Annotated in this window: 22 protein-coding genes; 11 read left to right on the plus strand and 11 right to left on the minus strand. The window is 67.6% G+C overall.

Translation table 11 applies throughout. From position 1 onward, the window contains the following. Nucleotides 1-18 precede the first annotated feature (18 nt). The 3 genes from A5699_RS10185 (at nucleotide 19) to A5699_RS10195 (ending at nucleotide 3,480) form a co-directional block, all read left to right on the plus strand. On the plus strand, nucleotides 19-987 hold the full coding sequence (locus A5699_RS10185; RefSeq protein ID WP_067768783.1) for a threonine/serine dehydratase: 969 nt from the start codon (nucleotides 19-21) through the stop codon (nucleotides 985-987). A 211-nt stretch (nucleotides 988-1,198) separates the two neighbouring features. Then, nucleotides 1,199-2,530 carry a hypothetical protein gene (locus tag A5699_RS10190; RefSeq protein WP_067768785.1) on the plus strand — a complete coding sequence of 444 codons (1,332 nt, stop codon included), beginning with the start codon at nucleotides 1,199-1,201 and terminating at the stop codon, nucleotides 2,528-2,530. Nucleotides 2,531-2,700: 170 nt separating this feature from the next. Continuing rightward, nucleotides 2,701-3,480, plus strand: a complete 780-nt coding sequence (locus A5699_RS10195; protein WP_067768849.1) for a L,D-transpeptidase family protein — start codon at nucleotides 2,701-2,703, stop codon at nucleotides 3,478-3,480. Here the strand turns inward: A5699_RS10195 and A5699_RS10200 are convergent. From A5699_RS10200 to A5699_RS10210, 3 genes are read right to left on the minus strand one after another with little or no spacing between them, the layout of a single operon-like run. After that, nucleotides 3,461-4,117, minus strand: a complete 657-nt coding sequence (locus A5699_RS10200) for a sterol desaturase family protein (protein ID WP_067768787.1) — start codon at nucleotides 4,115-4,117, stop codon at nucleotides 3,461-3,463. The two genes, A5699_RS10195 and A5699_RS10200, sit on opposite strands and share 20 nt — an antisense overlap. Beyond that, nucleotides 4,114-4,836 carry a FadR/GntR family transcriptional regulator gene (locus A5699_RS10205; RefSeq protein WP_067768789.1) on the minus strand — a complete coding sequence of 241 codons (723 nt, stop codon included), beginning with the start codon at nucleotides 4,834-4,836 and terminating at the stop codon, nucleotides 4,114-4,116. The genes A5699_RS10200 and A5699_RS10205 overlap by 4 nt, the downstream gene beginning before the upstream one ends. Before the next feature lie 32 nt (nucleotides 4,837-4,868). After that, nucleotides 4,869-5,657, minus strand: coding sequence for a helix-turn-helix domain-containing protein (locus A5699_RS10210; RefSeq protein WP_067768851.1), 789 nt, complete (start codon nucleotides 5,655-5,657; stop codon nucleotides 4,869-4,871). 109 nt (nucleotides 5,658-5,766) lie between these two features. On the opposite strand from A5699_RS10210, the gene A5699_RS10215 reads away from it, so the two are divergent. Continuing rightward, the gene (locus A5699_RS10215; protein ID WP_067768791.1) at nucleotides 5,767-6,072 is read left to right on the plus strand and encodes a hypothetical protein; all 306 of its coding nucleotides are present in this window, start codon (nucleotides 5,767-5,769) and stop codon (nucleotides 6,070-6,072) included. On the opposite strand, the gene A5699_RS10220 is transcribed toward A5699_RS10215, so the two are convergent. After that, nucleotides 6,051-7,292 (minus strand): cytochrome P450, encoded by a 1,242-nt coding sequence (locus A5699_RS10220; protein ID WP_067768793.1) that lies wholly within the window; start codon nucleotides 7,290-7,292, stop codon nucleotides 6,051-6,053. The two genes, A5699_RS10215 and A5699_RS10220, sit on opposite strands and share 22 nt — an antisense overlap. A 222-nt stretch (nucleotides 7,293-7,514) precedes the next feature. Between A5699_RS10220 and A5699_RS10225 the strand changes: the two genes are divergently transcribed. Then, nucleotides 7,515-8,054 carry a hypothetical protein gene (locus A5699_RS10225; RefSeq protein ID WP_067768795.1) on the plus strand — a complete coding sequence of 180 codons (540 nt, stop codon included), beginning with the start codon at nucleotides 7,515-7,517 and terminating at the stop codon, nucleotides 8,052-8,054. Nucleotides 8,055-8,062: 8 nt separating this feature from the next. On the opposite strand, the gene A5699_RS10230 is transcribed toward A5699_RS10225, so the two are convergent. The 3 genes from A5699_RS10230 to A5699_RS10240 form a co-directional block, all read right to left on the minus strand. Continuing rightward, nucleotides 8,063-10,312, minus strand: coding sequence for a molybdopterin-dependent oxidoreductase (locus A5699_RS10230; RefSeq protein WP_067768797.1), 2,250 nt, complete (start codon nucleotides 10,310-10,312; stop codon nucleotides 8,063-8,065). Next, the gene (locus A5699_RS10235; protein ID WP_067768799.1) at nucleotides 10,309-10,860 is read right to left on the minus strand and encodes a TetR/AcrR family transcriptional regulator; all 552 of its coding nucleotides are present in this window, start codon (nucleotides 10,858-10,860) and stop codon (nucleotides 10,309-10,311) included. The genes A5699_RS10230 and A5699_RS10235 overlap by 4 nt, the downstream gene beginning before the upstream one ends. Nucleotides 10,861-10,993: 133 nt before the next feature. Further along, complete coding sequence (locus A5699_RS10240) at nucleotides 10,994-12,124, minus strand: nitronate monooxygenase (RefSeq protein WP_067768801.1); 1,131 nt, start codon at nucleotides 12,122-12,124, stop codon at nucleotides 10,994-10,996. Nucleotides 12,125-12,313: 189 nt separating this feature from the next. On the opposite strand from A5699_RS10240, the gene A5699_RS10245 reads away from it, so the two are divergent. Then, the gene (locus A5699_RS10245) at nucleotides 12,314-13,078 is read left to right on the plus strand and encodes an HAD family phosphatase (protein WP_067768803.1); all 765 of its coding nucleotides are present in this window, start codon (nucleotides 12,314-12,316) and stop codon (nucleotides 13,076-13,078) included. Here A5699_RS10245 and A5699_RS10250 read toward each other — a convergent pair. Further along, entirely contained in the window at nucleotides 13,075-14,151 is a 1,077-nt protein-coding gene (locus A5699_RS10250) for a diacylglycerol kinase (RefSeq protein WP_067768805.1), read from the minus strand. The genes A5699_RS10245 and A5699_RS10250 overlap by 4 nt on opposite strands. 127 nt (nucleotides 14,152-14,278) lie before the next feature. Between A5699_RS10250 and A5699_RS10255 the strand changes: the two genes are divergently transcribed. The 5 genes from A5699_RS10255 (at nucleotide 14,279) to A5699_RS10275 (ending at nucleotide 20,771) form a co-directional block, all read left to right on the plus strand. Next, nucleotides 14,279-15,016 carry a glucose 1-dehydrogenase gene (locus A5699_RS10255; protein WP_067768808.1) on the plus strand — a complete coding sequence of 246 codons (738 nt, stop codon included), beginning with the start codon at nucleotides 14,279-14,281 and terminating at the stop codon, nucleotides 15,014-15,016. Between the two features lie 135 nt (nucleotides 15,017-15,151). Further along, entirely contained in the window at nucleotides 15,152-17,938 is a 2,787-nt protein-coding gene (locus A5699_RS10260) for a glycoside hydrolase (protein ID WP_369806681.1), read from the plus strand. Between the two features lie 9 nt (nucleotides 17,939-17,947). Next, the gene (locus A5699_RS10265; protein WP_067768810.1) at nucleotides 17,948-18,172 is read left to right on the plus strand and encodes a hypothetical protein; all 225 of its coding nucleotides are present in this window, start codon (nucleotides 17,948-17,950) and stop codon (nucleotides 18,170-18,172) included. Between the two features lie 74 nt (nucleotides 18,173-18,246). Then, nucleotides 18,247-19,467 carry an enhanced intracellular survival protein Eis gene (locus A5699_RS10270; RefSeq protein WP_255378776.1) on the plus strand — a complete coding sequence of 407 codons (1,221 nt, stop codon included), beginning with the start codon at nucleotides 18,247-18,249 and terminating at the stop codon, nucleotides 19,465-19,467. 35 nt (nucleotides 19,468-19,502) lie between these two features. Next, nucleotides 19,503-20,771 carry a competence/damage-inducible protein A gene (locus A5699_RS10275; protein WP_067768812.1) on the plus strand — a complete coding sequence of 423 codons (1,269 nt, stop codon included), beginning with the start codon at nucleotides 19,503-19,505 and terminating at the stop codon, nucleotides 20,769-20,771. Nucleotides 20,772-20,951: 180 nt separating this feature from the next. Here A5699_RS10275 and A5699_RS10280 read toward each other — a convergent pair whose 3' ends face one another. From A5699_RS10280 to A5699_RS10290, 3 genes are read right to left on the minus strand one after another with little or no spacing between them, the layout of a single operon-like run. Beyond that, complete coding sequence (locus A5699_RS10280; protein WP_067768814.1) at nucleotides 20,952-21,878, minus strand: alpha/beta fold hydrolase; 927 nt, start codon at nucleotides 21,876-21,878, stop codon at nucleotides 20,952-20,954. Nucleotides 21,879-21,900: 22 nt separating this feature from the next. Continuing rightward, on the minus strand, nucleotides 21,901-22,794 hold the full coding sequence (locus A5699_RS10285; protein ID WP_067768857.1) for a fructose bisphosphate aldolase: 894 nt from the start codon (nucleotides 22,792-22,794) through the stop codon (nucleotides 21,901-21,903). A gap of 51 nt (nucleotides 22,795-22,845) precedes the next feature. After that, nucleotides 22,846-24,321, minus strand: a complete 1,476-nt coding sequence (locus A5699_RS10290; protein ID WP_067768816.1) for an amidase — start codon at nucleotides 24,319-24,321, stop codon at nucleotides 22,846-22,848. Nucleotides 24,322-24,323 lie beyond the last annotated feature (2 nt).

Here is a 24,323-nt window from a genome sequence, read left to right on the forward strand (position 1 = left end):
CAGGAGAGACTGGGGGACGTGAAGTTGGTGACCATCGACGACATCGACGCCGCCGCCCGCCGGATCGCGCCGGACATCGTGCGGACCCCGCTGCTACCCGCTCGTTGGGGTGATCCGCAACGGCCGCTGTGGCTCAAACCGGAGAACCTGCAACCGATCGGCGCATTCAAGATTCGAGGTGCGTTCAACGCCTTGGGCCGAATCGATCACAGCACACGGGCCAGGGGAGTGGTGGCCTACTCCAGCGGTAATCACGCCCAGGCAGTGGCGTATGCGGCCGCGGTGTTCGGGGTGGCCGCGCACATCGTGATGCCGGCGGAAACACCGACGGTCAAAGTTCAGGCCACTCGTGACCACGGGGCGAATGTCGTGTTGTGCGAGTCGGGTGAGCGGGAGTCGGTGGCAGCCGAACTGGTCGAGCGCACCGGTGGCGTGCTCGTGCCGCCCTTCGACCATGCCGACATCATCGCCGGGCAGGGCACGATCGGTCTGGAGATCGCCGAGGACCTGCCGGCCGTCGCGGCCGTCTTCATCCCGATCAGCGGTGGCGGCCTGGCCTCGGGTGTCGGTACCGCGATCCGGGCGTTGTGTCCGCAGGCAAAGGTGTTCGGCGTGGAGCCGGAACTCGCCGCCGACACCGCGGCCGGCCTGGCCGCCGGCCACCCGGTGAGTTGGACTGCGGCGCAGCGGAATCGAACGATTGCCGATGGGTTGCGGGCCACCCCGTCGGCGTTGACGTTCGCGCACCTGCAGCGGGTCATCGACGACGTCATCACCGTGACCGAAGGTGAGATCCGTTCCGCGGTAGCCGAACTGGCGCACCGGGCCCACCTGGTTGCCGAACCCAGCGGGGCGGTGGCGTTGGCCGGGTATCGCAAGGTGAGCGCACCGCCGGGTCCCGCTGTCGCCATCGTCTCGGGAGGCAACATCGAGCCGTCGTTGTTGGCCGAGATTCTCGGCGGCGATCTACGGGATCGTCAGATCTGACGCGTCGGTAATCGTCGCGGGCCGGGGGTCGCCGGTTCAATGCAACGGGGCAAACCGCTATCCGTCCGTGTACTGGCTGTTTTGCGGCACAGCACATTTGGATGCGACCGGTAGTGCAGGCGCTGACGGCACAGCGGTCGAACGGCATATTGCCACCCGGTAATGTCACCGGAAATATTCTGACGACGGCCACGGTTCCGAGGGGGTGCATGTGGACGCGGTGGTGCTCGGTGTCTCGATGACACCGTCCACCGTCGGCCTGGTCCTGGTGGAGGGCTGCGAGGCCGACGGAGCGACCGTCGATCACGATGCCTTCGATATCCGTGGGTATTCGTCGTCAGCAACCGCCGAGATCTGCGACCGGGTTGTGGTTGCGGCGCGGCGTGCCGAACGGGCTGCCGCAGAGCGTGGTCAGCGGTTGGCGGCCGTCGGTGTCACGTGGAGTACCGGGGCGGGTGCCGAGGCGGCGGTGCTGCTGACGAAGTTGGCGGAGGCCGAGATCGCGGAGGTGGTTCCGGTTCGGTTGCCCCAGGCCACCGATGCTCTTGCGCGGCGGGTGGCCGGAATTGTCGGATTCGGCACGACCGGCGTGTGTGTTCTGGAACCCGATGTCGTGCAGGCGATGACGGTGACCGGCGATGACCAGGTGCAGACCACGGTCAGTCGTGGAATCGAGACGGTGGCCGGCCTGACCGACTGGTTGTCGGTGATGTTCGACGAGGCCGAGCACCGTCCGGATGCGTTGGTCGTGGTGGGATCCGCGGTGGACCTCGATTCCGTCCTGCCGAAAGTGGAACGCGCACTTGCCGTGCCGGTGTTCACGCCGGCGGAACCCGGTTTGCCGTTGGCCCGGGGAGCGGCACTGGCCTCGGCGCAGCGACGTGCGGTGTTCGGTGACGACGGTGTGATCGGGATCGGCCGGCGCTGGGCGGCAACACATTTGACCCCGCTGGCGATCCTGGTCGGCGGCGTGGTGGCCTTCGCGGTGTCGCTGTCCGTGGCGATCGGTCAGCAGCTGGTCCCGGGCGCCGAGCCGACGCCCCAGCGGACCACCCGCCCGGTCGTGAGCACCTCGGGCGACTCGGTCTCCGTGCCTCCCACACCTGCGGTTGTCGTCCCGGCCCCTGCGCCGCCGGCACCGGACCCGCCTCCGATGTCCGAGCCGGTGGAGCAGCAGGCTGTGGAACCCGAGTACGTGCTGGACCAATCCGGTACCGCGCTGCCCGAGGACACCGGGTTGTGGACTGCGCCATCGGAACCCGGCGTGGAGTCGGTGCCTCCCGAGTGGCAATCGCCGCCGCCCGAAACCATCGCTGAACCACCCCCCGAGCTGGAACCGGTGCCCGCTGCGCCCGATCTGCTGCCTGCGGACCAGATGCCACCCGCACCGGAGGTCGCTCCGCCCCCGTTGCCGGAGCCGCCGGCGGACGCTGCCCCGCCGCCGCCGGAAGTAGTCGCTCCGGAACCACAAACGGCACCCCCGGCGCCGGAGCCGGTACCCGCTGAGCCGCCGCCCCAAGAGCCCCCTCCCGTCGCGCCCTGACGTGTTCCTGGGCGCCCGTCAACCCCTGCCGAAGCGCACGGTGAAACGTTCTGACCTGATGCGTCGATGAATTCACCATGGGCAACTCCTCGCGCTACCACGAACCCCGGGCGGCCGCCGCCACGCTGCGCCTCAAGGGGACAGTCTCGGAGAGCACCTACACTGGTGTAATGCGTAGCGCCCCATCGTCGTCATTCGGAACCGTTCGAGCGTCGGTACTGAAAGTGTTTGCGGCGATCGGTGTCGCCACCCTCGCTGCGGCGAGCACGGTCACCGTCGCAACGGCCGCGGTCAGCACGCCCGAACCCGGGGCCACGATCGAGCCGGCCGCCGGGTCGGTGGTCGGGGTCGCGATGCCGCTGACGGTGACCTTCGATGCCCCGGTCACCGACCGCGCCGCTGCGCAGAGCAGCCTGCGGATCAGTTCGCCCCAAACTCCGACGGGCACCTTCACCTGGCTCAGTGACGATGTGATGCAGTGGCAGCCCGACCAGTACTGGCCCGCGCATTCGACGATCTCGGTGTCCGCGGGCGGCGCCAAGACCAGCTTCGAGACCGGATCGCAGGTGCTCGGCGTGGCTGACATCGACGCGCACACGTTCACGGTGAGTATCGATGGTGAGGTGGTCCGGACGATGCCGGCCTCGATGGGCAAGCCGAAGCATCCGACGCCGATCGGATCCTTCACCGCGTTGTCCAAAGAGCCTGTCGTGGTGATGGATTCACGCACGATCGGCATTCCGCTGAGTGATCCCGAGGGCTACAAGCTCACCGTCTACGACGCGGTCCGGGTGACCTGGGGCGGCGTCTATGTACACGGTGCGCCGTGGTCGGTCGGCTCACAGGGGTATGCCAACGTCAGCCATGGCTGCATCAACCTCAGCCCGGACAACGCCGACTGGTACTTCAACAACGTGCACCTGGGCGACCCTATCGTCGTGCAGGCGTAGCCCCGTGCAGGTTCCTGGCCGTCGGTGAGGTGGGCACTGTCGCCGGATCGGGGTGGGTTCCAAGCGCCCGGTCAGCGGTTCCGGCGGTGGTCACCGTGAACCAGTAGTGCTCGTTTTTGTAATGGTGCTGCCGGTGATTGCGCCAAACTGCGCGGTACAACGCGGATTTCGGCGTGTAATCGCTGTGGATCAGATAGTGGCACCATTCGTAACACACGCCGAGTACGGTCAAGACCGACAGGAACGTCAGGCCGAGGCCCGGACGTGGGAACGCAAGTAGGGCGAGCGCTGTCGCGACCGGCAGGATCCACAGCAACGCCTGCCATGGAATGAAGATGAGGCCGATGTCGCGCGGGTTGACGTGGTGTCGGCGGTGGTCGCGGGCCAACAGCGGGTCAATGGTCACCCCGGCGAATGTGCGTGGCCGCCAATGCAGGATCGCCACGTGGACGGTCCATTCGAAGAACGGGAACAGCGCCAACATCGCCACCGGCACCAGCGCGTCGGAAATCTGCCAATCGCCCACGGCGCAGCGCGCGCCGACGCTGGTGACCAATGCGGCGCCGATCATCCAGGGGGAGGGGTGCCTGATGAATTCCCGGGCCGCGTCACCGAGCGTGAAGACGTTGCGCGTCATCGGTTTTCCTCCAACGCGTCGAGGGCAGTCAGGAGCGCATCGGTAGCCGGCTGCAAGAGGTCCGCGGCGGCATCCCGAGCCGCCGCCGGGTCCGCTGCCGCGATGGCCTCGACAACTCGCCGGTATGCCTCGGCATGACCGACCTCGGCTGCCATCATGGTGGCCAGGGCAGGCAGCGCCGGCTCGTAAGTTTGGCGAAGAGTGTTGTACATCAAGCGGAATGCGATTGAATCCGCTCCGTCGACCACCTGATCCCAGAATGCCAGCGCATGGCGTTGTTGTTCGACGGCGTCCGGCTCGGCCGCCAGGGCGTCGACCGTCGCGCCGAGCGCGGCCACCAGTTCGTGGCCGGCGCGGCGGGCCGCCAACTCGGCGACCTTGGGGCCGTTGTGCAATCGGGTTTCCAAGATGCTGCGTACCACACTGACGTCGAGCTCACCCGCACGCAACAACAGTCGGGGCAGCAGGTCGAGGCCGGCGTGCTTGCGGAAGTCGCGCACCGTGGTGGCGTCACCTTGCCGGACCTCGACCAAACCGGCTTCGGTCAGCCGTTTGATGGCCTCGCGCACCGCTGGCCGGGAGACACCCAGCACCTCGGCCAGCCGACGTTCGCTGGGCAGCGGCTCACCTGGTTGCATCTGTCCGCTGAGCACCTCGGTGACGATCTGTTCGAAAACGTCCTCCGGTACCGAGCGACGGCTCACCGGTTGTAGCGCCATGGGGCCATGCTGCCACCGCTATTGGTAAGAGGTCAAGTGGTAAGACCAGTGCGCACGGCGGCGGCGGTCGTCTCGTCGGCGGGCAGGAACGCCTCGATGCTCAGTTCGGCGGCGGTCAGGTCCAGTGCGGTGCCGAAGGTCGTGACGGTGCTGAGAAAGGTCAGCGCGGTGCCATCCGGTCCCGTCAGTTCCAACGGCACGACCACCCCGCCGAGATCGCGGACCGGTTCCATGCCGCCCGGGTAGGCCTCGACCTCGGCGAGAAGTTCGGCCAGTTCGGCCGATCCGCTCACGGTGACTTCCCGTCGCAGCCGGCTGATCAGGTGATGCCGCCACTCGGCCAGGTTCCGGATCCGTGGGGCCATCCCCTCGGGATGCAGGGAGATGCGCAGTGCATTGGGCCGGGACAGCAGATGAGGTGCGACGCCGTCGAGCATGAGCGCAGCGCCCGCGTTGGCCTGCAACAGATTCCACGTGCGGTCGATCACGACGCACGGAAACGGATCGTAGGCCCGCAGGACCTGTGCGACACCGTCGCGCACCGCGCTCATCTCGGGATCCTCCAGCGTTCGCTCCGCGTAGACCGGCGCCAGCCCGGCTGCCAGCAGCAGCTGGTTCTGTTCTCGCAGCGGAACGTCGAGGGCGTCGGCGAGTCGCAGCACCATCGCCCGGCTCGGCACCGCTCGTCCGGTCTCGATGAAGCTGAGATGCCGGGCCGAGACGTCGGCCTCGATGGCCAGGTCCAGCTGGCTGATGCGACGCCGCAACCGCCAGGAGCGCATCAGTGAGCCGATCGGAGTTCGCGCTTCCGTGCTCGTCACGCCCTGAGTCTCGCCCACGTCCGGTGCGCGCACCACTACCTGAGAGGTAATTGCCGCGGTTACTCCCGAGCGTCACCGTGGAGGAGTCCGGCGACAAGAGGAGGACACGATGCGGGACAGATCTGCCTCGCCCCAACGGATTCCGGGTTGGCTGCATTTCGTCCTGGCTGCCGACCGGGCCGGTTCGGCGGCTTATGTGGGGGCCGGTTTCTTCTTCGCGCCGGTGCTGGCGATGGTGTCACCGTGGCCGGTACTGACAACCGCGCTCTGGATCGCAATCGCGGCCGCCGGTCTGTGGCTCGGTGTGCTCGGCATCGCCATGGCCACCGGCCTGTCGATGGTGCTGCGGTCGAACACCGAGATTCCGGAGGACTATTGGCGTTCGATCATCGACTACCCGGACGCCGGCCGGTAGTCCACGTGCCAGTGTTTGATCCCGTTGAGCCAGCCCGACCGCAGCCGTTCCGGCGCCGCCAGTGGCGCCAGGTCGGGCATTCCGTCGGCGATGGCGTTGAAGATGAGATCGATCGTCATCCTGGCCAAGTTCGCCCCGATGCAGTAGTGGGCACCGGTGCCGCCAAAGCCCACGTGCGGGTTCGGGTCTCGCAGGATATTGAACGAGTAGGGCTGTTCGAAAACATCCTCGTCGAAGTTCGCCGAGCGGTAGAACATCACCACCCGTTGCCCCTTCTTGATGGGCACGCCGGCCAACTCGGTGTCGCGAAGTGCGGTCCGCTGAAATGACGTCACCGGCGTGGCCCACCGCACGATCTCGTCGGCGGCGGTGGCCGGGCGGTCGCGTTTGAACAGCTCCCACTGATCGGGGTGGTCGGCGAACGCCATCATCCCCTGGGTGATCGAATTGCGGGTGGTCTCGTTGCCCGCCACGGCGAGCAGGATGACGAAGAAGCCGAACTCGTCGTCGGAGAGTTTGTGGCCTTCCACGTCGGCTTGCAGCAGCGTGGAGACCAGATCGTCGCCGGGATTCTTGGCCCGCTCGGCCGCCATCTGCATCCCGTACATGATCAACTCGACCGAGGCGCTGACCGCGTCGTTGGAGGCGAACTCAGGATCCTGGTCGCCCACCATCTGGTTGGACCAGTCGAAGAGTTTCTTGCGGTCCTCCTGCGGCACGCCCATCAGACCCGCAATCGCCTGCAGGGGCAGCTCGCAGGACACCTGCTCGACGAAATCGCCCGAGCCTTCGGCCGCCGCTGTCTGCACGATCGTGCGTGCCCTTTCGGCGAGGTCGGCGCGGAGGCGTTCGACGGCGCGCGGGGTGAATGCCCGCGAGATGATCTTGCGCAGGTGCGTGTGGTGGGGCGCGTCCATGTTGAGCAGCACGAACTTGCCCTGGTCGATGTGCTGTTGCACGCTGCCGTCGCGATAGCGCGGCAGCGCGGTCTTCTCCTGGCTGGAGAACACGTCGCTGCGCAAAGAGACTTCTTTGACGTCCTTGTGTTTGGTGACGACCCAGAATCCGCCGTCGTCGAAACCTCCCCGGCCCAGCGGCTGCTCGTTCCACCAGATCGGTGCGAGCCGGCGCATCTCGGCGAGTTCTTCGACCGGCAGTCGTTCGGCATAGATGTCGGGATCGGTGAAGTCGAATCCGGGCGGGAGGTTCAAGGTCGGCATGGCGTGCGCGCTCCTCGCAACGACGTGGTATTCGATGACGTGGTGTAGTGGCCTAAGCCATTGCTACACCACAGGTGGGCCGCCTCGGAGCCGGTTCCGAGAAACTCTCACACGTTGGTATTGGAACGTGTTCTGATTCGCGCGCTGTAACGGTTGGACGAGCGCCGCGATGCACTCAGCGTTACCATCTGTCCCCGGAGCAACAGAGGAGGCCGAGCGAAGATGCGTGTCGATATCCGAAGGGTCGTGTTCGCCTTGACGTGCAGTGTGTCCGGGCCGGCCATTGCGCTGTCGGTGATCGCGTCCGCAGCCGCTGACCCGGGCACCCCGCCGGCACCTCCCGCGCCGGCTCCGGCGCCGACGGCGCCGGGTGCAGTCGCTGCGGTCGCCGCAGATCAGCCGGCCCCGGCACCCGAGGGCGTCCCGCACCTCGCCAGCCCGGAGGCGCTGCCGCCCGGATCGACGATGGACCCCACCGGCCAGGGAACTGAAACTCCCAACTTGAGCTACCTCAAGGATCTGTGGCATGCCGTGCAGAACCAAGAGATCAGCGGCAAGGAAGCGCTGATCCTCGGTCTGGCCCAACGCGGGATGAACACCCCGGTCCCGAACCAGATCCAGGGCCCGAACGTGCCGCTCTCGCCGGGCGCGCCGCCCGCCGCCGGGGCGCCCGCAGCACCTGCCCCCGGGGCGCCCGCAGTGCCTGCTCCCGCGGTCCAAGCAGCCCCGGCCCCGGCCGCGGCGCCGGCGCCGCTGCCCTGACGCGCCGGTCAGGACGGAACGCTCGGTACCGCAATCCGCTCGACCCTGGCCGGGACGTGCTTGTGCCAGGGGGTGCCCGCGTACACGTCGCGCCACTGCGTCGAGGTGAGTTCGTTGGGCGCCACCCCGGGCACCACCGTGCGGCCTGCACTGTCGGTGTGGTCGAGCCCGAAACCGTTGGGCAGTGAGATGTGCCCCGGCATCATCGCCGCGCTGATCTCCACGGTGGCCTGAGCGCTTCCGGCCGCCGTGGTGATCTCGGCCAGATCGCCGTCGTCGAGACCGAGCTCGGTGGCGTCTTCGATGCTGATCCGCAACGCGCCGTTGGTGTCGCGTTTGCGCCAACCGGGATCGCGGAAGATGTCGTTGGCGGTGTAGGCCCGCCGCTCGCCGGCCGAGAGCACCATCGGAAACTCGGGGCTGGTCAGGGTCGCGCGCTCGGCGCGTAGCGCCCGGATCTCGGCGAGCATCTCGGGAATCTCCACGGCGATCTTGTGGTCGGGATGATCGATCAACCCGAAATCGTCGGAGTACTCGTGGACGGTGAACGTGATCCCCGACGGGCCGGCCAGAATCGCTTCGAACAGCGCGTTACCGTCGGCATGCCCGGCCCGGCGGACCGCGTCGGGGTAGGTCATCGCCGCTTTCTGCGCCAGACCCCACAGTGCGGCGGCCCCGGCCAGTCCGTCCGGCAGGGCGGCCCCCAACGTTTCATAGAGCACATGCGGCAGCACCCGGCCCAAAGTCGGATTCGCCGCCACGGCGGTGAAAAACTGCGCGCTGAACGCCGACAACCCGGCTCGAGCCGCCTGGCGGAGCGGCCGCAGTTCACCCTCGTCGACGACGCCGAGGGCACGTACCAGCCGCGCCCAGATCTCCGGTTCGGGCAGGGTGCCCGGCAGCGGTTCGAACAGCCGATGTCTCAGGTGGAAGGTGTTGTGCGGGAACTCCAGGTTGAAGAACGTCGCCTCGACCTTCTCGAACTGGCTGGCGGCCGGCAGCACGTAGTGGGCCAGTCGCGCCGTCTCGGTCATCGCCACGTCGATCACGACGAGCAGTTCGAGCTCGGCCAGCGCGGCCCGGACCGCGCGCGAATCGGCCACCGAATGCGCCGGGTTGCTGCTCTCCACGATCATCGCCCGGAACCGGTCGGGGTGGTCGGTCAGGATCTCCTGGGGCACGACGTTGCTCGGCACGAGCCCGGCGATGACGGGGGCGCCGGTCACCGGGCTGCGTCCCACACCCGACTTGCTGAACAACGGCGCGAAGGTCGAATGCAGGTGCTGCCCACCGGGTTTGGCGAAGTTGCCGGTGAGGATCCACAGCAGCTTGTTCAGGTAGGAGCACAGCGTGGAGTTCGGCGCCTGCTGGACGCCGAGATCCTCGAACACCGAGACACTCGAGGCACCGGCGATCCGGCGCGCCGCGGCGCGAAGCAATGCCTCGTCGACCCCGCAGCGGCGGGCGTACTCGACGATGTCCACCTCGGCCAGTTCGGCCTTGACCGCCTCGACACCCCGGACGTGCTCGGCGAGAAACGTTTCGTCACAGAGGTTTTCCTGCACCAGCACGGCCGCCAGCGCGGCCAGGCACCACGCGTCGGTCCCGGGCCGTGCCCGCAGGTGGAAATCGGCCATTTTCGCGGTGTCGGTGACCACCGGGTCGATCACGATCATCGACCGGGCCGGGTCGTTGGCGATCTCGTTGAGGACCACGCGGGCCCGCGGAAAGCTCTGTGACATCCACGGGTTCTTGCCGACGAAGACCGAGACCTCGGCGTGCTCGAATTCGCCGCGGGTGTGTCCGCCGTAGAGTTGGGCGTCCACCCACGCCTCGCCGGTCTTCTCCTGTGCCAATGCGTTCGAGCGGTACCGGGACCCAAGGGATTTCAGGAACGAGCTGCTGTAGGCGCCGCCGAGGTGATTGCCCTGGCCGCCTCCGCCGTAGTAGAAGATCTTGTCGCCGCCATGGGTGTCGGCAATCCCGCGGAACCCCTCGGCGATCTCGGTGACCGCGGTGTCCCAGTCGATTTCCTCGTAGCTGCCGTCGGCGCGGCGCCGCATCGGGGTGGTCAGCCGGTTGGCGTTGTTCTGGTAATGATCCAGCCGCAGCGCCTTGTTGCACGTGTACCCGCGGGATGCGGGATGCTCTTTGTCGCCGCGGATCTTGACCAACCGCCGGTCCTCGACGTCGACCACGATGCCGCAGTTGCACTCACACAGAATGCAGGCGGTGTGCTGCCAGCCGTCGACGGTCACGATGCGCTCCCGTCGGTGACGAGGGCACGAAGCTGGGCGTGGACGAGGTCCAGCGGTGTGACGTCGCGGGTGGCGCGGGCCACGACGATCGCCCCTTCGACAGCCGTGATGATCAGCATGGCCAGCTCCTCGGCACGCTTCTCGTCGGCTCCGTCGGCGCGCAGCCGATCGGCGATCAGCCCCGTCCACCGGGTGAACGCGGCTCCGGCCCGGTCGAGCGCCGGGTCCCCGGCCTCGACCGAGACCGCGACGACCGGGCAGCCGGCCCGGAAATCGGTGTCCAACAGCTGCTTACGGAATCCGGTCACCATGTCGTCGAGCAAAATTGCGGCACTGCCGGCCCGGGAGAGCCGCGCGGCGACGTGATCGGCGGCGTAGTCGATCGCCTCGCACATCAGTTGGGTGCGCCCGCCGGGGAAGTAGTGGTAGGCCGAGCCGCGGGGCGCGCCGCTGTGGGCCAGCACATCGGCGATCGCGGTCGGGTGCGCTCCGCGTTCACGGATCAGCAGGGCGGCCGAAGCCACCATGCGTTCGCGGGGGCCAGTCATCTCGAAACCCTTTCGCCGGAATTATGTATGTAACCCTACATAATCCGGACAGCGGCGGTCCAGACCCTGTGGAAAACGACGAATGGCTGCGAATCGAGAGATTCGCAGCCATTCGGTCCGACGTGGGATCCGGTTACACGCCGGCGGCCTCGTTCAGGGCGTTGAGGGCGCCGGTCGCCTCCAGGTACTCCTGCACCCAGCGTTCGATCACCGCGGAGGTCTTCTCGACCTTCGTGAACTGACCGACCACCTGGCCCACCGGGTTGAACGCGACGTCGACGCTCTCGTTGGGGTACTTGTGCGTCGCGGCCACGGCCATGCCGGAGACCATGTACTGCAACGGCATGCCGAGCGGCTTCGGGTTGTCCGGGTTTTCCCAGGCCTCGGTCCAGTCGTTGCGCAGCATGCGGGCCGGCTTGCCGGTGAACGAGCGGCTGCGCACGGTGTCCTTGCTGGTGGCCTTGGCGTAGGCGGCGTGCTGCTGCTCGGTGTGCTCGCTCTCCTCGACCATCACCCACTGCGATCCGGTCCAGGCGCCCTGGGCGCCGAGCGCCAGCGCCGCCGCGATCTGCTGACCGCTGCCGATACCGCCGGCGGCCAGCACCGGAACCGGGGCCACTTCCTTGACCACCTGGGGCCACAGCACGATCGAGCCGATCTCACCGCTGTGCCCGCCGGCCTCGCCGCCCTGGGCGATGATGATGTCGACGCCGGCGTCGGCGTGCTTGCGGGCCTGCGACGGCGAACCGCACAGCGCCGCGACCTTGCGGCCCTCGGCGTGGATGCGGTCGATCATGTCTTTCGGCGGGGTGCCCAGCGCGTTGGCGATCAGCGTCATCTTGGGGTGCTTCAGCGCGATCTCGACCTGGGGCGTCGCGGTGGCCTCGGTCCAGCCGAGCAGCTGCAGCGCGTCGTCGTCACTGTGGTCGACGGGCACGCCGTGGTCGGCGAGGATCTTCTTGGCGAAATCCAGGTGTTCCTGGGGCACCAGGGACTGCAGCATGCCCTTGAGATCGTCGGCGGACATGTTGGCGTCCATGCCCTCGTACTTGTTGGGGATCACGATGTCCACGCCGTAGGGGTGGTCGCCGATGTGCTCGTCGATCCAGTTGAGCTCGATCTCGAGCTGTTCGGGGCTGAACCCGACGGCGCCGAGCACGCCGAAGCCACCGGCCTTGCTGACGGCGACCACGACATCGCGACAGTGGGTGAACGCGAAGATCGGGACGTCGATCCCGAGCTCGTCGCAGAGTGCGGTGTGCATCTGAGCTCCTTGTAGTGACGATGTGGCTTGGGAGTCCTCGACCGATCTGGCCCGGACAGAAATGAAACGTGTTCTAGTTTAGTACGACTGTGAGGCCATTCGGGGCCCGACCCGGCAGATTCGTGTCAGTTCGGCGACGAATGCCACTCCGACTGGCCGGGTGTCGTACCTGCTTGGTGTACTAGCTGCATGGGCCGCACCTTGTCGCCACCCGAATCACTCGAGGAGATCGGGTTCGGTCCGGGCGGGGCGCAGGTCGGCGTGTTCTTCGACCTCGACGGCACCCTGGTGGACGGCTTCACCGCAACCGCGCACGCCGGTCACCGCATCCGACGCCGGCAGGCGGCTTTCGGTGAGATCGCCGGGATCATCGAGGCCTCGGTGCGCTACCGGATCGGCCGGATGCCATTCGAGCGGCTGCTGGTGCGCGCGGCCCGGTATCTACGCGGCGAATCCCTGGTCGAGCTCGACGCATTGGGGGAGTACCTGTTCGAGAACCGGATCGCCCAGCGCGTTTATCCGCACATGCGCGACGTGGTGCGTCGACACCAGGAGCGCGGCCACACCGTCGTGATGAGCTCCTCGGCGTTGACCATCCACGCCGAGCCGGTGGCACGTCACCTGGGGATCGACCACGTGCTGTGCAACCACTTCCAGACGGACAGTCAGGGTCGGCTGACCGGCGACATCGTGGAGCCGATCATCTGGGGTCCGCGCAAAGCCACTGCGGTGCAAGACTTTTGCCACACCAGGCAGATCGAGCTGGCCGGCAGCTACTTCTATGCCGACGGTGACGAGGATGGCGCGCTGATGCGGCTCGTCGGTCATCCCCGGCCGGTGAACCCGCGGCCGCGGCTGGCGGCCGCGGCCGCCGATCACGGCTGGCCGGTGCTGACCCTGCCTCGGCCCAGTGGTCGTCGCCGAGGCGACGGCAGGTTGCGGCCGGGCGCCTAATCGCGTCGGTACAGTCCCTTGCCGGTGCCCAGCGGGAGGTCCAGCGTGGTTCGGATGCCGGCGGGGGCGGCCACCACATCGGGGATGGCGTTGACGATCCGGCCGGCCGCGGCCAGGATCGCCGCGTAATTGTGATCGCCGCGGCTGCTGGTCGGACAGATGTCCACGACGTAGGACGGCTCGCCGCTGATCTCGACCCGGTAGGAGCCACCCGGCTGGGCCGGCTGGGCCCAATCCGGGCGCAGGTCTTCACGCACCCGGGTGATGTGCTCGACGACGATCAACGGTTTGCCATCGACCATGCCGTTGATCTCGAACCGCATCGCGGCCACCGTGCCCTCGGCGATGACGCCGGTGGCCACCTCGATGTCCTCTGGCGCGGGCTCCAGTTCATAGCTCTCGGTGATCTCCTCGACCTCGACGCCCAAGCCGGCCGCCAGCATCTTGATCGCGGTGCCCCAGGCGGCGCTGAGGATGCCGGGGTAGAAGAGCATGCCCGGGCGGTCCATCGGATTGCCGAAGCCCATCACGACCGACATCACCTCGGCGCCGTCGTAGGTGGCGTAGTCGGCGATCTCCATGGTCTTGATCTGGTCGATGCGCTGGCAGGTGCTGGCGATGGCGAACGGCACCAGGTCGGTGGCGAATCCGGGATCGACCCCGGTGATGTACACACTCGAATTACCGCTTCGCGCAGCATCTTCCACGCGGTCGATGGCCTTCTGCGGCATGGCGCCCCACGGGAACTGCAGACCGCCGGGAGCCGATCCCACCACGTTGATCCCGGCGGACAGCGCCGCCATCACATCGCGGGTTGCCTCGATGGGTCGGGTGTCGCCCATCGCGCAGTACACCAGGCAGTCCGGCTTGGCTGCCAACACGTCCTCCATGCCCCGGGTCGCGATGACTCCGGTGGTCACGCCCAGCCCGGCCAGTTCGCCGGCGTCGGTGCCGACCTTGTCGTCGTTGGACACGCCGACGGCCACCAACTCGAACCGGGGATCCTCGATGAGTTGGATCAGCGCCAGCGCGCCGCAGTTTCCGGTGCCGAACAATCCGACGCGGATGGCCATTGTGCTCCTTGCGAAATCTTGTTAGCGACGACATACCGACGAGATATGACGACGTGAGTATGCGGCCTGGACGGCGAAATTGGAACATGTTCTATTTTTGCGTTCCGTTGCGGTAGCCTCACCCGTCATGGGACGGGTAGACGGAAAAGTTGCATTGATCAGCGGCGGTGCGCGGGGGATGGGCGCCGAGCATGCGCGTGCGCTGGTCGCCGAAGGCGCCAAGGTAGTGATCGGCGACATCCTCGATGACGAGGGCGCAAAGCTGGCCGCCGAACTCGGGGATTCGGTGCGCTACGTGCACCTCGACGTCACGCAGGAAGACCAGTGGAACGCCGCGGTGGACACCGCCGTCTCGGAGTTCGGTCTGCTCAACGTGTTGGTGAACAATGCCGGCATCGTCGCGCTCGGTCAGATCGGCAAGTTCGATATGGCCCAGTGGCAGAAGGTCATCGACGTCAACCTGACCGGCACCTTCCTGGGCATGCAGGCTTGCGTCAAGGCGATGAAGGCGGCCGGCGGTGGGTCGATCATCAACGTCTCATCCATCGAGGGTCTGCGCGGTGCGGCGATGGTGCATCCGTATGTCGCGTCGAAGTGGGCCGTGCGCGGCCTGACCAAGTCCGCTGCGCTCGAGCTCGGTTCCAAGCAGATCCGGGTCAACTCGATACATCCCGGCTTCATCCGAACCCCGATGACCGAGCACTTCCCCGAGGACATGCTGAGCATCCCGCTGGGTCGCCCCGGGCAACCCGACGAGGTGTCCACCTTCGTGGTGTTCCTGGCCAGCGACGAGTCGCGGTACGCCACGGGCGCCGAGTTCGTCATGGACGGCGGCATCGTCAACGACGTTCCGCACAAGCTCTAGAAGGTGCACCGCCCGCGCGAGGCGGTTCCGGTCACGGCAGAATGACCCCGGCACGGCATCGATTCGGTACCCGATGCCGCACCGGTCTATGAGGAGCTGCCCATTTCCGCCCGGAACCGTCGCGCCGGCCTGACCTTGGCGGGTCTGGCGGGCCTTCTTCTCGTCGCACTGCTGGTCGGCTCGCTGTGCGCCGCCGATTTCCCGCCGTTCGCCAAGCCGGAGCCGCCGTCGGGGCGCATCGAGATCGCACGGGGCTGGCAGCTCGCGTCGGCGCGCACCGTGCGCGCCGACGGCGCGACGTTGTCCTCGCCCGGCGAGGTCGACGGTGACTGGCACGAGGTCAAACGCATGCCGTCGACCGTGCTGGCGGCACTGCAGGATGACGGCACCTATCCGGACCTGTACGTCGGCGACAACCTGGCCGAGGTACCCGACGACCTGTTCCGCCAGGACTGGTGGTACCGCACGACTTTCAGCGCCCCGGCAGGCAGCTCCAGCTATCGGCTCGATTTTCCCGGGATCAACTACCGCGCCGAGGTGTGGCTCAACGGAAAGTTGATTGCCGGCAACTCGCTCGTCGTCGGCATGCACACGATCCACGAGATCGACGCGACCCCGTGGATCAACCCCGGCGGGGCCAACACGCTGGCCGTCAGGGTGACCCCCGAACAGTCGTTGCAGGACATCGACGGCGTCGAGTTGGCCGACAGCTGGTGGGACTGGATCAACTGGAACCGCATCGGCTATCAGGGTCCGGACAAGAACCCGCTGCGCGGCAATTCCTATGTGGCCGACCGCAATGCGGGCATCTTCAAACCCGTCTACCTCAGTTACTCGGGCCAGGTTGTGCTCAGCGATCCGCTGGTCACCACCGAGCTGCCGTTGCCGGCCACCGACTCCGCCCGCCTGACCGTCTATTCCGACCTCCGCAACACTGCCGACGTGCCGATGCGAGGTGTGGTGCGGGCCCGGATCAGCCGGCCGGGAAAACCGACCATCTCGGTGGATCAGGCGGTCAACCTGGCGCCGGGGGAGAAACGGGAAATCCGGTTCGACCCGGACACTTTCGACGCATTGCGGGTGAACGACCCCGATCTGTGGTGGCCCTACACCATGGGCAGTCCCGACCTGTACGACCTACGGCTGGAGTTTCTGCGGTACGGCAGGCCCACCGACACACTGGATTCGCGGTTCGGCATCCGCACCGTGGCGCAGCATCGCGACAACGACGAGCAGTTCCCCGACCTGGGGCGTGGCGGCAACTTCTACCTGACGGTCAACGGCCGCGACTTCCTGGTCCGGGGCGCGGCATACACGCCCGACCTGTTGTTCCAGTACGACCCGCCGCGGGAGGACGCCATCCTCGGCTACGTCCGCGACCTGGGACTCAACATGCTGCGTCTGGAGGGAAAGTTCCCCGGCGACAACATCATCGAGCGGGCCGACGAACTCGGCATCCCGCTGATGTACGGGTGGATGTGCTGCAACCAGTGGGAGAAGTGGTGGCAGTGGGACGATGAGGATCGCCGGGTCGCCGACGAGAGCATGCGCAGCCAGATCCTGTCGCTGCGCGGACACGCCTCGGCCTTCTTGTGGGCCAACGGCAGTGACGGCAAGCCGCCGGCGCCGGTGCTCGCCGGCTACCACGGCATCCTGCGCGACCTGCACTGGCCCAACACCGTCGTCGACACCGTGTCGTCACTGGCCCGCGGTGCCGACGGCGAACCCGATTGGGACGGCATCCACATGGCCGGCCCGTATACCTGGCGTCCGCCGAGCTACTGGTTCAGCGGCCGTTATCAGGCCACCCGGGGTTCCAACGCCGAACAGGGCGACAACGAGCACATCCCGCCGTTCGCCAGCCTGCAGAAGTTCATCCCGCCCGACAAGCTCTGGCCGATCAACGAGGCCTGGTACTTCCACGCCGGGGCCAACCCGAGCAACGCCGCGCTGGAGAGTATCCGCACCGCGGTGGTCCAACGGTACGGATCCTCGCGCAGCGCAGAGGAATTCGCCCGCAAGGCGCAATTGGCGCACTACGAGTCGACCCGGGCGCAGTTCGAGGCGTTCGCCGCCGGCGGGTGGGACAACCACAAGATGACCATCTACTGGATGCTCAACAGTCACTGGCCGTCGTTTTTCGGTCATATCTTCGACTACTACCTGCGGCCGGGCGGCGCGTATTACGGGGCCAAGAAGGGTTTGCGTCCGCTGTCGGTGGTGTTCGACGCCTACGCCACCGGCGACCACGACACCGCCAACGTGACCGTGGTGAACCAGTCACCTCAGGACCGGACAGGCCTGCGGGTGCGGGTACGTACCTACGACCTGACCGGACGGGTTCGCGACGACGGCACCGCCGCGATGCCGGCCGTGCCGTCGAACGGCGCCGTGCCCGCCGTGGTGCTGCCGCGGCCGGCCCCCGATTCACCTGTGGTCTTCGTGCGCTGTGAGCTGCTCGACGAGACCGGTGCGGTCGTCGCCGACAACACCTACTGGCAGTCGCAGCAGCTCGACGACGTCGGCCCACCGGTCAACGATCAGGCGTTCGATCTGGTGCAGAGCAGCTGGGCCGACCTGACCGCACTCAACACCATGGCCCGGGCCCGGCTGGAGGTGTCCGCGCAGCGCGACGAGAGCGCCGGCTCCGGACCCGACGCGAACGCCGGCGTGCGGATCCGCCTGCACAATCCCGGGCGCCGGATCGCGTTCTTCGAGCGAGCCGAGATCACCACGACCCATGACGGGGACGAGATCCTGCCCATCGAATATTCCGACAACTACGTCACGGTCTATCCGGGGGAGACGGTCGAGCTGACCGGCCGGGTGAGCGGATCGGCGCCCGCGGCGAACTGGGTACGGGTCAGCGGTTACAACAGTGCACCCACGGTGGTTCCGATCGACCAGCGGGTGCGGCGATAGGATCGGCGCATGACCACAACCGATGAGCGCCATGAGGTCGGCCGGCTCGCCGAGAGCACCGGATGGCTGCACCGAGACGTCGACCGGGTCGATGTCTACCAGCGCGGTGCGAACCGGATCAGGGTGGTGTGGCAGGGCTCGGACGCGATCAGCGGTGCCACGCTGTACCAGGACGACATCATGACCACCTACACCCGCGAGGTGGCCACGCTGAACAGCTGGCTCAAGCGCTGACACGTCGCGCGGCCATCCCGCCACGGGGAAAATCAGTCGCGCCCCCGGATCACGGTGTGGCACTGTCGGGTTCTGTGCCTGACGATCATCTGACCCTGCACAGCGTCACCGACGCCGACTGGCCGGCCATGGCTCTGCTCGGCAACACCGCGTTCGGCGAAAACGCCCACCCAGAGTCGATGGCGGTCTGGCGGCAGATGGTGGCCGCCGAGGGCGCCGTGGTGATGCGCGCCGCCGGCCCCGACGGGCACCGGCCCGCCGACATCGTCGGGCAGTCGCTTTACCTCGATCTGGAGCTCACCGTCCCCGGAGGGGCGGTGGTGCCGACGGCAGGTCTGAGCTACGTGGCAGTCGCCCCTACCCATCGCCGCCGTGGAATCCTGCGCGCGATGTACACCGAGTTGCACCAGCGGATCGCCGATGCCCGGTACCCGATTGCCGCGCTCACCGCCAGCGAGGGCGGGATCTACGGCCGGTTCGGCTACGGTCCGGCCACCACCGTCCACCAGATGTCGATCGATCGCCGGTTCGCCGAGTTCCGCGCCGGCGTACCCGACCCGGGCGGGGTGCGGCTGGTCAACCCTGCCGAGCAGCGGGACTCACTCGCCGAGATCTACGACCGATGGCGGCAGCAGACGCCGGGCGGGCTGGTGTGCCCGATGCCGTTGTGGGACGACGTCCTCGCCGACCGGGAGAACACCCGCGACGGCGGGTCGGAACTGTTCGCATTCCTGCATCGGGACGGCTATGCGCTCTACCGGGTACACGGCGGGGAGACCCGGTCGATCCGGGTCCGCGAAGTGACCGCGGTGACGCCCGATGCCTACATCGCCCTGTGGCGGGCGCTGCTGGGCATGGACCTCATGGAGACGGTCTCGGTCTGGACGCATCCGGGCGACGTGCTGCCCTATCTGCTGACCAATCCGAGGCTGGTTCGGGTGACCTCAAGCAGTGACGATCTGTGGATCCGCATCATGGACATCGCGGCGGCACTCGAGGTTCGCCGGTATCAGGCGGATCTCGATGTCGTGCTGGCGGTCACCGACGGTTTCCGCGGTGACGGTGGACGATTCGCGCTTGAGATCCGCGGCGGCCGGGCCCGGTGTACGCCCGTCGACGCTGCCGCGGACATCGAAATCGACCTCGACGTGCTCGGCAGCCTCTATCTCGGCAGCCATCGCCCGGAAGCGTTCGCTGCCGCAAACCGGTTGCGCTGCAACGATCCACAACTGGTGCGACGGCTCGGCGCCGCCTTCGCGAGCGAGGTTCCGGCCGAATTGGGCTACAGCTTCTGAGCCACTCGGTGAGCGCGCTGCGTAAGGTTCACGGGGTGAGCGCACGCGCAGGCATCGTCGTAACCGGGACAGAAGTACTCACGGGCCGGGTTCAGGACCGCAACGGGCCGTGGTTGGCCGATCGGCTGCTCGAGCTCGGGGTGGAACTCGCACACATCACCATCTGCGGAGACCGCCCCGGTGACATCGCCGCGCAACTGCAGTTCCTGGCCTCGCAGGGCGTGGACCTGATCGTGACGAGCGGCGGGCTGGGCCCGACCGCCGACGATCTCACCGTGGCGACGGTCGCCGAGTTCTGCGGCCGCGAGCTGGTGCTCGACGAGGCGCTGGAGCAACGGATCGCCGCGATCCTGCGCAAGCTGATGGGCGAGCGTCCGGGTGTGGATTTCGACGCGGTCCGCGCCGCCAACCGCAAGCAGGCGCTGGTGCCGCTCGGTGCCGAGGTGCTCGAACCGGTCGGCACGGCCCCCGGGGTGGTCGTGGCGGGCCCGCCGACCGTGGTGGTGCTGCCCGGGCCGCCGCGTGAACTGCAGCCCATGTGGCACACCGCTCTCGCGACCGATGCTGTGCAACAGGCAATTTCGGGTCGAACCAGCTACACCCAGGAAATGGTGCGGATGTTCGGCCTGGCCGAATCCGGTTTGGCCGAGACCTTGCGTGACGCGGAATCGACGATCCCGGATTTCGATGCGCTGGAGATCACGACGTGCCTGCGCCGCGGTGAACTGGAGATCGTCACCCGCTACGAGCCCCGTGCCGCCGGCACCTATCAGGACCTGCTGGCGCTGCTGCGCGACCGTCACGGCGCCGCGCTGTACTCCGAGGACGGGTCGACGGTCGACGAGCAGGTCGCCGCCCTGCTGGCCGGACATCGCATCGCCACGGCGGAGTCCTGCACTGCCGGCCTGCTGGCGGCTCGGCTGGCCGACATGCCAGGGTGCTCGGATTACTTCGTCGGCGGCGTCGTCGCCTATGCGAACGAGGCGAAAGCCGAAATGCTGAACGTGGATCCGGGTCTGATCACCGAGTACGGCGCGGTGTCCGAACCGGTGGTCGAGTCGATGGTGACCGGCGCCTTGCACCATTTCGGTGCCGACACCGCGGTGGCCATCAGTGGTGTTGCCGGGCCGGGCGGCGGTGGTCCGGACAAGCCGGTGGGCACCGTGTGTTTCTCTGTTCGGGCCGGATCGACGTCGATCACGCGCACGATCCGGCTCCCGGGCAATCGTTCCGATATCCGCGAGCGGGCCACCACCGTGGCGATGCACCTGTTGCGCCGGGCCCTCACCGGCGGCGGCGACTAGTTCGTGCCTGGAGTTGCCGGTGGCAAGGTGACTCTCCGTGGGCTGCAACACTATTCACATTGATTAGGCATGCTCTAGGTATAGGTCTGCAATCACCTGGTGGCTGTAATCCGCGGCGCAAGTGGCTCCAGTCATCGAGGTTGTCATGACGACAGCCTCGACCCTCAACAATGGCTGAGGTCAACCCCGGACGGGCTCGGTACCCGACTTGTCCCAGGTCGAGATCATCGTGCCCATGATCTCCTCGGCGCAGCCCAAGCCGCCGAGGTGGCTCTCGTAGGGCAGTTCGGTCATCACCGCGTCGGGGAGCCGGGCGACCACGTGCTGACCGTGGGAGAACGGCACGATGTGGTCGTGATCGCCGTGCCACCAGTGCACCGGAACCTTGACCTCGTCGAGCCGGAAGCCCCAGTCACGCTCGAACACCACGATGTCGTAGAACGGCGCGGCGAGTTGCTTACGACTGCCGTTGAGCAGGTCGTCGAGGAACATCGCCTTGAACTCCGGCCGGGCCAGCATGCGTCGATCCCCCTCGGGGGAGATCCGCGCATAGATCTCCAGGGCGGGGGAGGCGACCGGACGGATCAACCGGATCAGCCCGGAAGCGGCCAACCGGATCGGTGCCCCCGCGACCTGAAGCACCGGCGCGACCACCGCGCCGAGTTGCATGAGCGGACTGCTGATCGCATCGGGGCCGACCATGGGCGCCACCCCGCCGAGCACCCCGGCCGCCATCACCCGGTCGGGCATGGCGGCCGCGGTGGCCAGCGTGTAGGGCCCACCTCCGGACAACCCGATGACGGCCATCTTGTCGATGCCCAACGTGTCGGCGATGGTGCGCAGATCGTCACCGAAATCCAGCACGCGGTCGTACTGGTGCGGCGTGGAGGACCCGATGCCCGGCCGGTCCACCCCGATCAACCGGATGTGGTTCCGCTCGGCGTAGATCCGGGCTTCGGTCGGGATCTGGCGCCGGGCCCCCGGGGTGCCGTGCAGCCAGAACACCGCCCGGCCTTGCGGATCGCCGAACTCGGCAAAGCCGAGTTGCCGGCCGTCGCCGACAGCGACATTGCCCTCGAGCTTGGGGCGATCGATCGGGATGACCATCTGCGTCTCGCCGGGTCCGCGACTAGCCCGCGATGGAGGCGTCGTAGATGGACTGGATGGATTTGTCCAGCGTGGCGTTGAACTCGTCGTCACTCTGCTGGGCCGACAATCCCTCGGTCAGCGCCCGGCTGAAGCTCGCGATCACACCGGTGTTCTGGGCGAGCAGCTTGTTGGCCTCGTCGCGCGAGTAACCGCCGGACAGGGCCACCACCCGCATCACCTTCGGGTGCTCGACCAGCGACTGGTAGTGGTTGGCCTGAGACGGCAGGGTCAGCTTGAGCATGACCTTCTGGTCGGCGGGCAATGCATCGAGATTCTTGGCGATCTCGTCGCGCAGCAAGTTCTCGGCTTCGGCCTTGTCGGAGATCGAGATCGTGACCTCGGGCTCGATGATCGGGATCAGACCGTGGGAGAGCACCTGCTTGGCCACGTCGAACTGCTGAGCCACCACGGCGGCCACGCCCTCGGGGTTGGCCGCGCCGATGACCGAACGCTCCTTGGTGCCGAAGATGCCGTTCTTCGCGGCGCGGGCCAGCAGCTCGTCCAGGCCGGGCATCGGCTTCATCACCTGCACGCCGTCGGCGGCGTCGGCCAGCCCCTTGTCGATCTTCAGCAGCGGGACGACACCCTTGTCCTCCCACAGGTAGGTGGCGGTGGGCTTGCCCTCGATGGAGCGGTCCATCGTCTGCTCGAACAGGATCGCGGCCAGCACCCGGTCACCGTTGAACACCGGCGAGGTGATGATGCGCGAGCGCATCTGGTGGATCAGATCGAACATCTCGTCTTCGGAGGAGTAGGCGCTCTCTTCCACCCCGTAGAGCCGCAGGGCCTTGGGGGTCGAGCCACCGCTCTGGTCGAGTGCGGCGATGAACCCCTTGCCCGTGGTCATCTTGTCGGCCTGCTGCTGGTTCACCATGAGGTTGTCCACTCCTTTGAAGATGGCTGTCGCCTCAGAGGATATCGGCGGCTACGTCGTAGTGGTACCGGCCACCCACCGCGGCGGAATGTGAGCCGCCCATGGCGCTGCCTGCTCGAGTTGGCCGGCCAAGCTCAGCAGGATCGCCTCATCCGGTGCCATCAGCTGGACGCCGATCGGCAGACCGTCGTGGGTGCGGCCCAGCGGCAGTGAAACTGCTGCCCAACCGGTCACGTTGGCCAGCGACGTCCAGCCGGTGGTGGCGAACTCGACGTCGAAAAAGGCCCTGGTCGTGCCTCGTGGCTGATTCAGCAGGCCGTAGGGCGGCGGGCCGGTCAGCAGGGTCGGCACCAGAAGCACATCGTGACCGGTCATACCCGCGGCGAACCGCCGGGTCTGGGCATGGATGGCGGCGATCGCGTCGGCGTAGGCCAGGCCCGTGGTGGCGAAACCCTCCCGCATCATCACCCAGCTGCTCGCCTCGAACTCGTCCTCGCGCGGCCGGCGGCCGAGGTGGGCCGCGGCCAGCTCGTGCAGGGCGGCATTGCTCACCGCGTGCAGCACCGCGACGGCGTCGGCCACCGCATCCGGGTCGATCGTCGGTGCCCCGGGCTCCACCCGGTGCCCGAGGCTCTCCAGCAGCCGGCCGGTGGCTTCGACCGCGGAGACCACATCGGGATCGATCCGGTCGGTGGGGAACGGTGACGAGGTGGCGAGCAGGACGCGCTGTGCCGGTGGTGTCCGTCCGACGGCCTCGAGGAACGGACGGGTCGGGGTGGCGGCGGTGTAGGGATCACCCGGCGCGCTGCCGGCGATGACGTCGAGCAACGCCGCGCAGTCGCGGACCGTCCGGGTCAATGCGTGGTTGTTCACCAGGCCCTCGAGTCCGTGGCCGCCCTCGGGTGCGAACGACGACCGGCCGCGCCGCGGCTTGAGGCCGACCAGTCCACAGCACGACGCCGGCACCCGGATGGACCCGGTGCCGTCTCCGCCCGAGGCGGCCGGCACCACGCCGGCGGCCACGGCCGCTGCCGAGCCGCCGCTGGATCCGCCCGGGGTGACCGCCGGCGACCAGGGATTTGCCGTGGCGCCGAACAGCACCGGCTCGGTCGTGCAGTGGTTTCCCCATTCCGGGGTATTGGTCTTGCCGAACACCACCAGGCCCGCAGCCAGGTACTGCTGCACCGTCCACGCGGTGTCCGCCGAGACGTGGTCCCGAAAGGCCACCGAGCCCATCGCCTCGCGGGTGCCGGCCAGTGCGGCCCCGAGATCCTTGAGCAGAAACGGCACGCCGGCCAGCGGACCGGCCTGCCCCGAGCGCAGCACAGCGGACTCGTCGAGGTCCGCGGCCTGGGATCGTCCCCGGTCGAACAGGTCGAGGATCACGGCGTTGAGGCCGCGAGCCGCCTCGAGCCGGGTGATCGCGGCGTCGAGAAGTTCGACCGCGGTCACCTCGCCGGCCGCGGCCAGTGCCGCCTGCCCGATCGCATCGGTGCCGGCCAGTTCGAATGCAGATGTCGAGTTCATCC

The organism is Mycobacterium sp. E802 (assembly GCF_001666875.1).
In the GTDB taxonomy this organism is placed as follows: Bacteria; Actinomycetota; Actinomycetes; order Mycobacteriales; family Mycobacteriaceae; genus Mycobacterium.